General features: G+C 72.6%; 12 protein-coding genes and 1 pseudogene. 3 read left to right on the forward strand and 10 right to left on the reverse strand.

Annotated features, from left to right (window positions below; all coding sequences use genetic code 11):
- The first annotated feature begins 42 nt into the window (after positions 1-42).
- Entirely contained in the window at positions 43-792 is a 750-nt protein-coding gene (locus E0D90_RS16345) for an SDR family oxidoreductase (protein ID WP_130799022.1), read from the forward strand.
- A 112-nt stretch (positions 793-904) separates the two neighbouring features.
- Here the strand turns inward: E0D90_RS16345 and E0D90_RS16350 are convergent, their stop codons facing one another.
- Positions 905-1,375 (reverse strand): cold-shock protein, encoded by a 471-nt coding sequence (locus tag E0D90_RS16350; protein WP_374754176.1) that lies wholly within the window; start codon positions 1,373-1,375, stop codon positions 905-907.
- 312 nt (positions 1,376-1,687) lie between these two features.
- Here E0D90_RS16350 and E0D90_RS16355 point away from each other — a divergent pair, with 312 nt between their 5' ends.
- Together E0D90_RS16355 and E0D90_RS16360 are read left to right on the forward strand one after the other, a co-directional pair.
- Positions 1,688-4,261, forward strand: a complete 2,574-nt coding sequence (locus E0D90_RS16355; protein WP_227870262.1) for a DUF8508 domain-containing protein — start codon at positions 1,688-1,690, stop codon at positions 4,259-4,261.
- 162 nt (positions 4,262-4,423) lie between these two features.
- Entirely contained in the window at positions 4,424-5,257 is an 834-nt protein-coding gene (locus tag E0D90_RS16360) for an alpha/beta hydrolase family protein (RefSeq protein ID WP_130799024.1), read from the forward strand.
- Positions 5,258-5,337: 80 nt separating this feature from the next.
- Here E0D90_RS16360 and E0D90_RS16365 read toward each other — a convergent pair whose 3' ends face one another.
- The 9 genes and pseudogenes from E0D90_RS16365 to E0D90_RS27900 all read right to left on the reverse strand — a co-directional run.
- Entirely contained in the window at positions 5,338-8,364 is a 3,027-nt protein-coding gene (locus E0D90_RS16365) for a BTAD domain-containing putative transcriptional regulator (RefSeq protein ID WP_130799026.1), read from the reverse strand.
- Between the two features lie 67 nt (positions 8,365-8,431).
- On the reverse strand, positions 8,432-8,938 hold the full coding sequence (locus tag E0D90_RS16370; RefSeq protein WP_130799027.1) for a Tad domain-containing protein: 507 nt from the start codon (positions 8,936-8,938) through the stop codon (positions 8,432-8,434).
- Complete coding sequence (locus E0D90_RS16375; protein WP_258037145.1) at positions 8,935-9,318, reverse strand: TadE/TadG family type IV pilus assembly protein; 384 nt, start codon at positions 9,316-9,318, stop codon at positions 8,935-8,937. Before E0D90_RS16375 ends, E0D90_RS16370 begins: the two co-directional genes overlap by 4 nt.
- Positions 9,319-9,391: 73 nt before the next feature.
- On the reverse strand, positions 9,392-9,754 hold the full coding sequence (locus tag E0D90_RS16380; RefSeq protein ID WP_438827407.1) for a TadE/TadG family type IV pilus assembly protein: 363 nt from the start codon (positions 9,752-9,754) through the stop codon (positions 9,392-9,394).
- 209 nt (positions 9,755-9,963) lie between these two features.
- Positions 9,964-10,212, reverse strand: coding sequence for a hypothetical protein (locus E0D90_RS16385; RefSeq protein WP_103502847.1), 249 nt, complete (start codon positions 10,210-10,212; stop codon positions 9,964-9,966).
- A gap of 29 nt (positions 10,213-10,241) precedes the next feature.
- The gene (locus E0D90_RS16390; RefSeq protein WP_130799029.1) at positions 10,242-11,198 is read right to left on the reverse strand and encodes a type II secretion system F family protein; all 957 of its coding nucleotides are present in this window, start codon (positions 11,196-11,198) and stop codon (positions 10,242-10,244) included.
- On the reverse strand, positions 11,195-12,148 hold the full coding sequence (locus E0D90_RS16395) for a type II secretion system F family protein (RefSeq protein WP_174856211.1): 954 nt from the start codon (positions 12,146-12,148) through the stop codon (positions 11,195-11,197). The genes E0D90_RS16390 and E0D90_RS16395 overlap by 4 nt, the downstream gene beginning before the upstream one ends.
- 13 nt (positions 12,149-12,161) lie before the next feature.
- Positions 12,162-13,463 (reverse strand): TadA family conjugal transfer-associated ATPase, encoded by a 1,302-nt coding sequence (locus E0D90_RS16400; RefSeq protein ID WP_103502844.1) that lies wholly within the window; start codon positions 13,461-13,463, stop codon positions 12,162-12,164.
- Positions 13,460-13,839, reverse strand: a pseudogene (locus E0D90_RS27900) (hypothetical protein); the annotation flags it as partial. The gene E0D90_RS16400 and the pseudogene E0D90_RS27900, both read right to left, overlap by 4 nt.

Consider the following 13,839-nt stretch of genomic DNA (forward strand, 5'->3'; position numbering starts at 1 on the left):
CCCCCCGGCGGCACCCCCGCCTCTTACCGAAAGGGCGAGCCGATGAGCTCCCAGCACACCTCCCGGCCTCGGGTGGCCGTCGTCACCGGAGGCTCACGCGGCATCGGCCGCCGGTGTGCCGAGCGGCTCGCCGCGGCCAACGTCACGGTGGTCGTGAACTACGCCGGTGACGACGCGGCGGCCGCGGAGACGGTCGCGGCGATCACGGCGTCCGGCGGCCGGGCGGAGGCGGCGCGCGGGGACATCGCCGACGAGGTGGCGATGGCGGCGCTGTTCGAGCGGGCGGAACGGGAACACGGCGGCATCGACATCCTGGTCAACGCGGCCGGGCGCATGAGACTGGCGCCGGTGGCCGAGCTTGACCTCGCGGATCTCGACTCCTTGCACCGCACCAACATCCGCGGTGCCTTCGTGGTCAACCAGCAGGCCGCTCGGCGGTTGCGTGACGGCGGGTCGATCGTCAACTTCTCCACCTCGGTGGTGGGCACGGCGTTTCCCGGCTACGCGGCCTACGCGGCTTCCAAGGGCGCGGTGGAGACGCTGACGATGATTCTCGCGCGTGAGCTGCGGGGCCGGGACATCAACGTCAACACGGTCGCCCCGGGTCCCACCGCCACGGACCTGTTCCTGGAGGGGAAGGACGAGGAGACGGTGGCGGCTCTGGCCAGGGCCGTTCCGCTGGAGCGGCTGGGCGCGCCGGAGGACATCGCGGCGGTGGTGGCGTTCCTGGCGGGGCCCGACGGTCACTGGGTCAACGGCCAGACGCTGCGGGCCAACGGCGGCCTGGTCTGACTCTCGTACCGGTGTGCGGAACAGCGCCGCGCCGCCTGCTTCCCGGGGATGCAGGCGGCGCGGCGCGTGGCGCGGTCCGAATCACCGGCCGATCGAGGTCGAGTTGGTCCGGTCAGCCGTCGACCCAGCCGTGGCCGGCCGCGAGGGTGATCACGTGTTCGCGGATCTTGCGCAGCTGGTCGGCGGTCAGGCTGCCGTCGGCGCCGATGAGGGTCTCGGTCAGCTCGGCGCGGAACTCGGCCCTGCTGAGGATGTCGCAGGTGTCGCCGTCGGCGTCGCCGTCGTGGCGCGGCCCGTCGTGGCGCGGGGCCTCGTGGCGCGGGGGATCGTGGCGCGGGGCCTGGACGGGCGCCCGGCCGGCGGCCGGAGGCGCGCCGTCCACGGGGTGGATGAGGCGGATCTGGGACGCCTTCGGCCCCTTGTCGCCCATCTCCATGAAGAACTCGACTTCCCGGCCCGCCTGGTAGAGGTACTTCTCGTCCAGGAGGTCGTTGGCGTGCATGAAGACGTCCTCGCTCCCCTCCTCGGGAACGATGAACCCGTAACCGCGTACCTCGTCGAACCGCAGGATCTTGCCCACCATCAACACAGCTGTTCCTCCACAACTACCGCTCACTGCCTCGGGCACCGTGCCCGGCGCTCTCCCGACAACCTAACGCGAGATTGCACGCGGTGGGTCGGTTTCGCCGGCTCGTCCGCAGGCCGGGGCCCCGGCGGCGCGGCCGACGCCCGACCCGGACGCCACGGCGGTTCCCCGGCCCGTGATGTGCGGGTCATCCGCGCGCGTCCGGGAATTTACGTACCGGGCGTTGTCAACTGCCTTTCTACGCGCGTAGCTTAGAGTGACCCTCAGGTCTCGTTGTGCCATCGGCACCGGGAAGAAGGAGAAGCCACCTTGCCGCACCACAGAAGCCGCCCCCGACTCCGCTTCGCGCTGGTGGCGGTGGGCGCCGCGACCTCGCTGGTCCTGACGCCTCTGCCGCACGCGTTCGCCGCTCCCGGCCCGGACACCGCGGCGGCGGCCGACGGCGCCGCGGGCGCGGTGATCAGCGAGGTGTACGGCGGCGGGGGCAACTCCGGTGCCGCGCTGGTCCGGGACTTCGTCGAGCTGGGCAACCCCGGTTCCGAGTCCTTCGACCTGAGCGGCCACAGCGTCCAGTACCTCCCCGGCTCGCCGGGGGCCTCCTCCCGCTGGCAGGCGACGGCGCTCAGCGGTTCGGTGGAGCCCGGCTCGCTCTATCTGGTGGCCCAGGCCGCCGGCAGCGGCGGCACCACCCAGCTGCCCGAGCCCGACGCCTCGGGCTCGATCGCCATGAGCGCGACCACCGGCACGGTCGCGCTGGTCTCCGGCACCACGCCGCTGACCTGCAAGACGGCGGCCGACTGCGCCGAGGACGACAGGATCGTGGATCTGGTCGGCTACGGCGGCGCGGTGGTCCGCGAGGGCGCGAGCACGGCGGCCGGAGCGGGCAACAGCACCTCGGTCTTCCGTGACGAGGCGCTCACCGACACCGACGACAACGGCGCCGACTTCCGTTCGGGTGCCCCGACGCCGGTCAACTCGGCGGGCGAGGGCGTCGACGACGGGGACGACGGCGATGACGAGGAGGAGCCGGGCGAGCCGCCGGAGGCCGGCGAGGTCCGGGTCCACCACATCCAGGGCACGACCCGGTGGTCCCCGCTGGCCGGGGAGCAGGTCACCCATGTGCCGGGGATCGTGACCGGTGTCCGCGCCTCGGGCTCGCGCGGCTACTGGATCCAGGACGCGGAGGGCGACGGCGACCCGCGCACCAGCGAGGGCGTGTTCGTCTACACAGGCTCCGCGGCGCCCACCGTCTCCGTCGGGGACGATGTGCTGGTCTCCGGCCAGGTGTCGGAGTACTACCCGGCGACGGGCGCGCAGTCGATCACCCAGATCACCTCGCCGCGCGCCGTGGTGGTCTCCCGCGGCAACGAGCTACCCGCCCCGGTGGTGCTCGACGCGGACTCGGTTCCCGACCTCTACTCCCCCGAGGCCGGTGGCGACTCCATCAACGACCTGGAGCTGGAGCCGGACAAGTTCGCCCTGGACTTCCTGGAGTCGGTCGAGGGCCAGCGCGTCGAGATCAACGACACCCGCGTCATCAGCCGCACCACCGACTACGACGAGATCTGGGTGACGGTCAAGCCCGAGGAGAACCCCTCGGCGCGCGGCGGGACGGTCTACGGTTCCTACGACGAGCCGAACACCGGCCGGCTGAAGGTCATGTCGCTGGACTCCGCCGCGCTCCCGGCGGCCAACACCGGTGATGTGCTGGCTGGTTCGACGGTCGGCCCGCTGGACTACGCACAGTTCGGCGGCTACACGCTCCAGGCGACGGAGCTGGGCAGCCGGGTCGACAACGGCCTGACCCGACCGGAGGCGCGTCCGCAGGAGGACGCGGAGCTCGCCATCGCCACCTACAACGTGGAGAACCTCGCGGCGACCGACCCCGACGCGAAGTTCACCGCGCTCGCCGAGGGCGTCGCGGTCGGCCTCGCCTCGCCGGACATCCTCGCCCTGGAGGAGATCCAGGACGACAACGGTCCGGTCAACGACGGCACCGTGACCGCCGAGGCGACGCTCGCCAAGTTCGCCGACGCCATCGTCTCGGCCGGTGGCCCCCGATACGAGTGGCGGACGATCGACCCGGAGAACAACCGTGACGGCGGGCAGCCGGGCGGCAACATCCGCAACGTCTTCTTCTTCAACCCCGACCGGGTGTCGTTCACCGATCGCGAGGGCGGCGACGCCACCTCGGCGGTCGAGGTCGTAGAGGGCGCCGAGGGCCCCGAACTCTCCTTCTCCCCGGGACGGATCAGCCCGGGCAGCGACGCCTGGGCCAGCAGCCGCAAGCCGTTGACCGGCGAGTTCGTCTTCCGCGGTGAGACCTACTTTCTGATCACCAACCACTTCAACTCCAAGGGCGGCGACCAGTCGTTGCACGGCCGCTTCCAGCCGCCGCAGCGCACCTCGGAAGCGCAGCGCCACCGCCAGGCTCAGGAAGTCGCCGACTTCATCGGTGAGTTGCACGCCGCCGACCCGGACGCCCGGGTGGTCAACCTCGGGGACTTCAACGACTTCGAGTTCTCGCGGACGCTGGAGATCCTGAGCGTCGACGGGCAGATGAACAACCTGCTGCTGACGCTGCCCCCGGACCAGCGGTACACCTACATCTTCGACGGCAACTCGCAGTCCCTCGACAACATCATGATGAGCTCGACGATCACCGAGTTCGAGTACGAGGTGCTGCACATCAACACCGAGTTCGCCGAGCAGGCCAGCGACCACGACCCGCAGGTCGTCCGGATCGACACCAGCGGTCAGGGCGACGGGGACGGCGACGGCGGAGGTGACGACGGCGGCAGCGCGAAGGACCGCCTGAAGGAGAAGCTCCGCGAGGCGCTGCGCGCCCTGGAGGAGTGGCTCCGCAAGCTGTTCGGCCGCTGACCCCACGGCCCTGTCGCTGCGGGTGGCGCCACCCGCGACGGCGCACCCGTGCCCCCGTTCCCCGCAGGCTCCGGCCCGGCGGAGAGCGGGGGCACGGCGCGTCCCGGGACGGTGCCGGGGCCGGGCCCCTCCGGCGGGGCCAGCCTGGCCTAGGCTGCCGTCATGAGCAGGAAGGCGCAGGTCGGCGACGGCCCGAAGACGGCGACCCGGTCCGAACAGTGGGACTTCGAGGGTGCGCACGGGGACCGGCTCTCGGGGCGGCTGGAGCTTCCCCGGGACATGCCACCGCGCGCTCTGGCGCTGTTCGCCCACTGCTTCACCTGCGGGAAGGACGGGCTGGCCGCGGCCCGGATCGCCCGAGCGCTGGCGCAGCGCGGGATCGGTGTGCTGCGCTTCGACTTCACCGGTATCGGGGCCTCGGGCGGGGAGTTCGCCCACACCGACTTCACCTCCAACGTCGCCGACCTGGTCCGCGCCGCGGAGGCGCTGTCCGAGCGGCTGAGCGCCCCCGGGCTGCTGGTGGGCCACTCCCTGGGCGGCGCGGCGGCACTGGCGGCGGCGGCCCGCGTCCCGGGGGTGCGCGCGGTGGCCACGATCGGGGCGCCGTCCCACCCGGGCCATGTCCGCCGGCAGGTCCCGGAGGCCGACCGCGCGCGGATACTGCGCGAGGGGACGGCCGAAGTGCTGCTCGCCGGACGCCCGTTCCGCATCGGGCGTGGGTTCCTCGACGACGTCGCCGACCAGCCGCAGCGGGAGCGGATCGCCGCGCTGCCGGTGCCGCTGCTGGTCCTGCACTCTCCCGAGGACGAACTGGTCGACCCGGCCGAGGCACGGGAGATCCACTCCCTGGCACCGGGGCACGCGTCGCTGGTCTGGCTGCACGGCGCCGACCATCTGCTGACCGTCCGGGAGGACGCGGCCCGCGTCGCGGACGTGGTCGCCGCATGGGCGACGCCGCTGCTCGACGCACCGGGCCGGCCGGTGGGCGCGGGCTGACGCCGCCCGCCGCGAGCCGGCCCGCCGTCACCGACGGGGGCCGGTCCGAGCGCGGGCGGCGGCCAGGTCAGGCGCCCAGGTCAGGCGACCGGCGTCTGCTGCCGCCAGGACGGCAGCAGCTCGTCCAGCAGTGCCTCGGTCTCCGCGGGCAGCGGGCGGTCCGCGCCGAACAGCTGCTGGTGGTGGGCGACCAGCCACTGTGCCGCGCCCGACAGCCATTCCGGCCTGCCGGTGGCGTGCGCGGCGCGCAGCAGTTCGTTCCACAGCCGCTCGTCGGTCGGGGCGGCGCCCAGCGCCGAACGCACTGCGAGGTAGGCGGGTTCGCCCTCTCCGGCCTTCAGGTGCTCGCGGGCGAGAGTGAGCGCGACCTCTCCGACGAGCAGCGGGTACTGGGCGTCGACGATCTCGTGCCGCAGCCAGCCGTACCGGCCGCCGTCGCGCTGCCCGTCGAGCAGTGGGCCCTGGGCCAGGCTGAGCGCGTCGGTCAGCTTCCGCTTTCGGTCCGCGGCCGGGAGCCCCGGACGAGGGGCGGCGATCGTCTGGTGGTGCAGCGTCCGCAGTACGTCCCAGTCGGAGACGACGCGGGAGGACAGGGTGAGCCGGCCGTCGGCGTCGACGTGCAGCCGGGGGCGTCCGCTGACGGTCTCGGTGCCCAGCCACTCGCCCAGCCGGCCGACGAAGGCGTCGCGGACGTCGTCGGAGACACCGCGCGGCCACAGAGCGGTGGCCAGCACCCGGGGATGGACACCCGCCCGGTGCAGCAGCAACAGCGCGAGGGCCTCGCGCAGTTGGACGGCGCGCTCGGCCTCCGGCGTCTCCAGGCCGGTGAGGGTCCACCCGCCCATCAGCTCGGCGTATACCTCGGGCTTGCCGGAGGAGCCCAGCTCCACCAGGAACGCCGGGTCCGCGAAACCGGCGCCGCCCTCGGCGCCGGCCTCACCGAGAGCGGAGAACAGCTTGACGACGCCGGCCCGCTGCGCGGCGGGCAGCAACTGGGCGACGAGCTCCAGGCCCATGTCGGGCTCCTTGAGCTCGCCGTCCTCGGTGATCTCGAACTCCCAGGCGAGGCCGGGCAGATCGGGCCGGTCGGAGGTGACGAGATAGCCGATGCCCAGCGGCGCGGAGACCGATGCCAGCCCGCCGAGCCGCTCGGCCTCGTCCTCCGTGGGCTCGACGCCCACGACGACCAGGTGCGGCGCCCACTGGTGCTGGCGCGCGGGACCGGTACGGCCGGTGAGGACGCTGTCCTGCCCGGTGTGCTGGAGGTTGCTGTGGCGCAGGCTGGTCTCGGTCTCCATGACCTCCAGCAGCCCCGAGATGTCGTCGAGGTGGCGCACCCGGGTCGGGGCCAGCACGGTGAGGTCGGCGCCGAAGCCGACCAGGGTCACCGTCATCCGGTCCGCCCAGCCGCTGGTGGCGAGTTCGGCGGCGATCGAGGAGAGGACGGCCTCCCGGTCGGACGGCGCTCCCAGGACGGAGACGATGCCGGGCACGGCCTCCAGGTTGAGCAGCAGCCGGATCGAGTCGCGGGTGCCGAGGCTGACCAGCCCCGGGTAGGGCGCCTCCGCGTCGGGCTCCTCCCCACCGGAGGCGTCGAGCCGGTCGCGCTCCAGCGTCCAGTACGACTCGCTCTGGCCGAGCTGCCAGGGCGCGGGCGGGGTACCGGCGGGGGCGGCCAGCTGGAGGTGGATCTCGGTGTCGCTCAGCCAGGCGGCGTAGACCGACGGCAGGCTGCGGCCGGCCGCGTCCAGGTCGGCGGAGAGCCTGCGCAGCGCACGGTCGAGGAAGGCGACGGCGGCCGGGTCGGCGCCGGCCAGCAGCGCGTCCCGGACGTCGGTGCCGGCGTCGTCGTGGGGTTCGAGGTCGTCGCCGACGCTGCGGCGCAGGGTGCCGGCGGCCGCCTGCCACAGCGCGTTGCGCCGGGTGCGGCCGAGTGCGCCGAGGAGGCCGGCCGCGAGCAGCGGCGCCGCCATCAGGGCGTCGGAGAGGCCGAAGCCGGCGTCCTCCTCGGCCGCTTCGGAGATGTCCGAGCCGGGCCCGTTCGGCATCTCGGCGGTGCCGGTCGCGCCACCGTCGCCGGTGTCGAAGGCCTGCTCGGTGCGCTCGGGCACGATGTCGGCGCCGGGCTCGGGCCCGACCTCCATGCCGCCGGGGTTCTGCACTCCGCCGCCGCCGGGAGCCGCGTCGGGGCTGGACGCCGGGTCTGCGGCGCCGGCGCCACCGGTGCCGCCGTACTCCTGGATCTCCTCGACCTCCTCCTCGCTGAGCTCCTCCACGTCGTGGGGGATCTCGACGAGGTCGCCGCCCTCGGCGTCGGCGGGCATCTCCAGAATCCAGCCGGGCCGGATCAGACTGGCCTCGGTGAGGCGCGAACCGTCGGGCTGCACACGGTCCTTGTTGAGCTGGAAGATCTCCTTGTAGCGCAGCCCGTCGCCGAGGTGACGCTCGGAGATGCCCCACAGGGTGTCGTGGTGGCGGCCGTCCGGCGGCTGGATCCGGTAGAACTTCGTGGCGTCCGCGTCCTCTTCGGCTCCCTGCGAGGCGTCCGCCTCGGGCAGCACGACGGCGGGCTCCGCCTCGGAAGGCCCGGCCGCCCGCTCGGCCCGCTCCTGGCCGGGGGTCTGCTCCGCCTCGGCGACCACCGAGTGCTGGGAGCCGCCGTCGAAACCCTGGCCGATGGCGCTCAGGCCGGGGGTGAAGCTCGCCGCGGCGGTGCCCAGGAGCAGCAGTGCGCCCACCAGTTGACGGGCCAGCAACTGGCTGGGGCCCGCCCCGGGCACCCGGGTCGGCATTCCGACCCCGGAGACGGCGGCCTTGACCTCGACCAGCACGCAGGCGGTGAACTGCGCCCAGGCGATCCAGACCAGCACACCGAGCACCTTCAGGAAGACCGAGGTGGAGATCTCCTGGCTGAGCATCTCCAGACTCGGCGCCTCGGAGGGCAGCGGCCAGCCGATGAAGTACGCCAGCGAGAGCGGTACCCCGACCACGAGGGTGGCCAGCGCGAGGAAGGCACCGATCGCCTTCATCACGTCGCCGAAGGAACGCCCGACCTTCACCGGTACGGGCGAGCGGTTCCCGCTGCCTGAGTGAGTGGTGCGCGCCATGGCGTGTGCTCCCGTGTGTGTGGCGTGACGGTCGGTGTGTGCGGCCCCTGGTGGTGGGCGGTGGGTCCTACCCGGTCCGGGCGACGGCGGTCGCGGTGCCGACCACCCGGACGTTGTCGGTGAATACCGAGGAGAACAGGGGCCGGTAGGTGACGACGATCTCGACCGTGACCTCGTCGGGGATGTTGAGATCCACGAAGCAGTCGTGGTCGGTGACCGAGGCGCTGGTCAGAGTGAATTCCTGAACGAACTGGGCGACGCGCGCGTCGCAGTTGGCGTGGTTGATGGGTGCGCCGGCTCCGCCTCCGTCCGGGTCACGCAGCCGGTCCTCGTCCAGGTCCTGCGCGGCGTAGCGGGCGGCCTGTTCCGCGATGTCGGCGGCGCGCTCCCGGTTGGAGATCGCCATACCGCCGTCGACCACGAACGCGGCGAGGGTGATCAGGGTGAAGGCGAAGATCACGACGACGATCGCCGCGGAGCCGCGCTCCGTTCCCCGTCCGTCCTCCGCACGGACGAGGGGGACGCGAACGACGCGCTCGAAGCGGTTCCGGAGCGACAGGCTCGGACTGCTCATCCCGACCTCCGGTACGGATCGATCGGCGACGCGCTGGTCCCTGTCACGGACGGACCCGCCGGGACACCGAGCAGCTTCAGACCGCGGATCTCGCAGCGGACGCTGACCGAGTAGATCGTCCCCGGCGCGTGGCTGGTGTCAGAGCCGGAGGCCCGGAAGACGTCCACGTCCGTGCAGATGTCGGCGAGTTGATCCCGGGCGACCCGGCTGGCGGCGGCGTTCGCGGCGGCTCCGCTGCGTTCCAGCGATCCGGCGCGCGCGGCGTCCCGTGCGGCACCGTCGACCGCGCTGCGGCCCGCGACCTGCTGGCCGAAGGCGACCAGCAGCAGAATGAAGAAGATCATCATGGGGGCGAGCAGCACCACTTCGACTGCGCTCATCCCGCGGTCGCCCCCCGTGACGGAAGCGGCGTCACCGCCGTGCCCGTCGTGCGACAGCACTCGCATCGCTCCCCTAACCCCCGTCCGGAACGAATCGCTCCACCGGGCCCTCGGAGGACGCGGTGACGCGCATCTCGGTTCCCGGCAGGATCGCCGGGGCGTAACCGACGACGGTGACGCGGACGACGTCCGGGCTCGGCTGCGAGAGCTGGACATCGTGTTGCTGGAGCAGTCCGGGCCCGGCCAGTTGGGCCACGTAGTCGTTCGCCTTGGCGCGGGCGCTCGCCTGCCAGGTGTCCGGCGAACCCTCCGCCTCCCGGCGGGCCTCGCGGGCGCCGGCCTGGGCGGCCGCCTTCGCCACGTCCTGGGCGAAGGAGTACATGGCGAACTGCACCGCACCGAAGATCATGAAGAACATGATGGGTGTCAGCAGCACGAACTCGATGGCGGTGCCGCCCCGGTCGTCCCGCAGCGTCTCGCGCAGGGACAGCCGGCCGCCGGTGCCGCCCGTCCGCCTCCGCGGTGCCCCGCGGTCTCCGCCCGCACGGCACGCCGACCGCCGGGACCGGTCGCCTGGCGACCGTGTCCCGTTCCGGCCGGTGGCCGGGCCGCTCACGCGGCGCGGCGTGCGGGCGGGGTCCGTCACTAGCAGTCTCCGCTTTGGTTGCTCGCGCCCGCGATGCAGTTCTGGACCTCGGCGGCCTTGCCGGTGAGGGCGTTGGAGATCACGAAGCCGACGGCGAGCACGATCCCGACGACGACGGCGGCGATGACCACCCACTCGATGGCGGAGGCGCCGCGGTCCTCCTCGGAACGCGCCCGCTCGATCCTGGCGCTCAGTGTGGTCCGTAGGTAGGCGATCGCGGGGTTCGAGAACCCCATGAGGTGACGCATGTCGTTTCCTTTCCCGTGTCGGGCCGGCGTCAGAAGCCGCCGAAGACCCGCATGCCTGCCGGATAGATCAGAAAGATGAGGAACCCAGCGCACAGCAGTAGTTGCGCGATGAGCATGGACTGTGACTTCTCCCCCGCGCCCCCTTCGATCTCGGCCATCTCCCTGCTGCGCATGGTTTCGGCCCGGGCCCCGAGGGAGTCGCGCACCTTGGCGCCGTCGTCGGCGACCAGCGCCAGCGAGCTGGCCAGATCGCTCAGTTCCTCAACCCCGACCTCTTCTCCGAGCTTACCGAGTGCCTGCCACTGGCTGATGCCGGTGATCCGGGCGTCGGCGAGGGCGGAGCGGATGCGCAGCAGCGCCCAGCCGTCGCTGACCTCGGAGGCAGCCTTGAGCGCCTCGGGCAGACCCCGGCCGCCCGCCAGACTCATCGCGACCAGGTCCAGATAGGCGGCCACCACGCGCCGGAAGGCGCGGCGCTTCTCCGCCGCGTCCCGGCGGACCTCCAGGTCGGGCAGGAAGAAGAACAGCGCGGCGAAGGCCAGTCCGAGCCAAACCGGGATGAACGGGCTGGAGCCGACGCCGACCAGGTAGATCCCCGCGAAGACCATCGGCCCGAAGAACATGCCGACGGCCGCCAGCATCAGCTTGGAGGCGAGGAAGCCCTCCCAGCCCCGGTCGAGCAGGGCGAGGTCGGCGCGCAGCGAGTGCTGGACCCACCCGCGCCGGAGGTAGACGTCGGCGAGCCACTCACCGGAGCGGTCCCGCAGCAGGTCCAGCCGGCCCGGCTTGTGCTGCTGGTCGCCGTGGTGCGAGGGCGAGGCGACGGCGAAGCCGCTGCCGTGCCCGCCGCGGGCGCGCAGGGCGTCGATGCGGGCGACGGCGGAGACGGGGCTGCGCCGGCTGGGCATGAACGCCCTTACCAGGGCGAAGACTCCGAGCCCGAGAAGGCCGCCGACGAGGACGGCCGAGGTGACGATGGAGTTCATCGGCGGATCACCGGTCCCTGCTCCCGGCCGGGCTGGGCGAGGCCGCCCGCCTGCGGGTCGCGAGCGCGCAGCCCGGCTCCCCGCTCGGGCCGCACCATGAACCGCTCGGGAACCTCGATCTTGGAGAGGCTGCGCATCCACCAGAAGCCCAGCCCGAACAGCAGGCAGACGACGGCGAGGACGGCCTGGCCGAGGGTGTCGCCGTAGGGCTCGACGTAGGCGGAGTTGAAGATCGAGAGTCCCAGCGGGAAGACGAGGCTGACGCCGACGACGATCTGCACGCTGCGGCGGGTCGAGGCGCGCTGGGCGGAGACCCGCTGCCGCATCTCGACCTCCTCGCGCGCCGACTTGGCGAGCGCGCCGAGCACCTCGCGCAGGCCGGGTCCGCGCAGCCGGGCGTTGAGGATGAGCGAGGCGATGATGATGTCGGCGGAGGAGTCGTCGATCTCCTCGGCGAACTCCTGGAGGGCGTCGGGCAGCGTCATCCGTGAACGGAGCCGGTCCACCAGGTTGTTGAGCGGCTCGCGCAGCGCTGGCGCGGCGGCGCGGGCGGAGGCGGGGATGGCCTGCTCCAGGCCGACGGCGCCCGCGATCGTGTCGCGCAGCGACTCGGTCCAGGAGGCCAGCGCCTCGATGCGCATCATCGCGGCGCGCTCTTCGGCGGCGCCGCCGAAGAGGCGGTCCCAGGTGAAGACCAGCAGCGCGGTGGCGATCGCGGCGATCGGCCAGCGGGTGAACAGCAGGACGACCAGGGCCAGCAGCACGGCGATCATGGATCGTTGCCCGAGGAAGCGGGCGATCTCCGCGCGGCGGCGTTCCTGCCGGGCGCGCTCCTCGGCACCCTTGGGTTCGACGCCGCGCACGGCGACGATCAGCAGGGCGATGCCGCCGCCCACGGTGACTCCGGCGAGCAGGGCGAACAGCACCTCGCTGGAGAACAGTCCGGTCATACCCATGGTCCACTCACCCCCAGCCCGGCCGGTAGCCGAAGGCGGCGAGTTCCTCGTCGCAGGAGATGGTGGCGTTGGCGCGGGGCACCCCGTCGGGTCCCTCCGCGAACACCTCGCTGGAGAGCACGCGGCCGTCGACGCCGTTGACCTCGCGGATCGAGGTCACCAGCCGCTGGAGCCGCCCGCCGCTGGCGTAGTTGTTGCGGCGGTGGATGAACACGACGAAGTTCACGGCGCCGGCGATCAGCATCTGGCTGGCCTCGATCGGCAGCCGCTCGGTGGCCTGGAGGGCGTAGGTGGAGATCCGGTTGAAGACCTCCTGCGAGCTGTTGGCGTGGATGGTGGAGAGCGAGCCGTCGTTGCCCTGCGACATGGCGTTGAGCATGGTGACGATCTCGTCGCCCAGGACCTCGCCGACGATGACCCGGGAGGGGTTCATGCGGAGGGAACGGCGGACCAGTTCGGCCATGGCGATGTAGCCCTGGCCTTCGGAGTTGGGCAGCCGTTCCTCGAACGCCACCACGTTGGGGTGGAGTTCGGGGAACTGGTCGAGGCCCAGCTCCAGGGCACGCTCCACGGTGATCAGCCGCTCGTCGGCGGGGATCTCGTTAGCGAGGGCGCGCAGCAGCGTCGTCTTCCCGGCGTTGGTGGAGCCGGCGATCATGATGTTCTTGCGGGCGCGGACGGCCGCGGAGAGGAAGCGGCCGATCTCCGGGGTGACGGTGCCGTTGCTGACGAGGTCGGCGAGGAAGACCTTCCCGAGCCGGGCGCGACGGATGGAGAGCGCCGGGCGGCGGGTGACATCCATGACGGCGGAGAGCCGGGAGCCGTCGGGCAGCCGCAGGTCGAGCTGGGGGTTGGCGGAGTCGAACGGCCGGGAGGAGAGACCGGAGTAGGCGCCGAGGACCTGGATCAGCTCGACCAGTTCCTCGTCGGTCTCGGCGACGGGGTCGACGCGCTCCTCACGGCCGTCGGCGTAGCCGACGAAGACCTGGTCGCAGCCGTTGATGTCGACGTTCTCGATGTCGGGGTTGTCGAGCAGCGGCTGGAGCCGGCCGACGCCGAAGAGCGCGGCGTGCACGGCCGCGGCGTAGCCCTCCTCGGACTGCGCGTCGAGCGGGGCGCGGCCCTGGGAGATCTCCTCGCGGACGTAGTCCTCCAGCACCTGGGCGATGACGGCGCGCGCGTAGTGCCGCTCGTCCTCGGGGGTCATGGCCCGGATGCCGCTGGCCTGGTCCAGGCGGCGCTGCTCGGCGATGCGGTCGCCGGCGTCCTGCCGGAACCGCTTCACCAGCTGGTGGTTTACCTCGGTCACCGCGCGCCTCCGGGCGTTCCGCCGTCACGCCGGTGGGCGGCGCCGGGCGCGGGTGACGGTCCGGGATAGCCGTAGCCGCCGGGGGCGTTGCCGGTCTCCGGCCCGGGATAGCCGTAGCCGCCCGGGGCGTTGCCGGTCTCCGGCCCGGGGTAGCCGTAGCCGCCGGGGGCCGCTCCGGGCGCGGGCTGCTGCTGCCAGGGCCCGCCGGGCTGCTGCGCGGCGGGGGGCGGGCCGCCGGGCGCGGTGTACTGCGGCGGGACCGGTGCGTGGCCGTGGCCCGGTGGGGGGGGACCCGCCGCGGCGGGGGAGGGGGGTGTCTCTTTTAAACATCTCCGAGCCCACGAGACAAAAGGGAAAATCGTATGCCGGCTTTTTT

The organism is Streptomyces otsuchiensis (assembly GCF_004305975.1).
In the GTDB taxonomy this organism is placed as follows: Bacteria; Actinomycetota; Actinomycetes; order Streptomycetales; family Streptomycetaceae; genus Streptomyces; species Streptomyces otsuchiensis.

What these genes read in the sequence shown, in the direction of transcription:
- E0D90_RS16345 (WP_130799022.1), top strand. Translation starts at nt 43, where the DNA reads ATGAGCTCCCAGCACACCTCCCGGCCTCGGGTGGCCGTCGTCACCGGA.
- E0D90_RS16350 (WP_374754176.1), bottom strand. Translation starts at nt 1,375, where the DNA reads ATGGTGGGCAAGATCCTGCGGTTCGACGAGGTACGCGGTTACGGGTTC.
- E0D90_RS16360 (WP_130799024.1), top strand. Translation starts at nt 4,424, where the DNA reads ATGAGCAGGAAGGCGCAGGTCGGCGACGGCCCGAAGACGGCGACCCGG.
- E0D90_RS16365 (WP_130799026.1), bottom strand. Translation starts at nt 8,364, where the DNA reads ATGGCGCGCACCACTCACTCAGGCAGCGGGAACCGCTCGCCCGTACCG.
- E0D90_RS16370 (WP_130799027.1), bottom strand. Translation starts at nt 8,938, where the DNA reads ATGAGCAGTCCGAGCCTGTCGCTCCGGAACCGCTTCGAGCGCGTCGTT.
- E0D90_RS16375 (WP_258037145.1), bottom strand. Translation starts at nt 9,318, where the DNA reads ATGAGCGCAGTCGAAGTGGTGCTGCTCGCCCCCATGATGATCTTCTTC.
- E0D90_RS16385 (WP_103502847.1), bottom strand. Translation starts at nt 10,212, where the DNA reads ATGCGTCACCTCATGGGGTTCTCGAACCCCGCGATCGCCTACCTACGG.
- E0D90_RS16390 (WP_130799029.1), bottom strand. Translation starts at nt 11,198, where the DNA reads ATGAACTCCATCGTCACCTCGGCCGTCCTCGTCGGCGGCCTTCTCGGG.
- E0D90_RS16395 (WP_174856211.1), bottom strand. Translation starts at nt 12,148, where the DNA reads ATGACCGGACTGTTCTCCAGCGAGGTGCTGTTCGCCCTGCTCGCCGGA.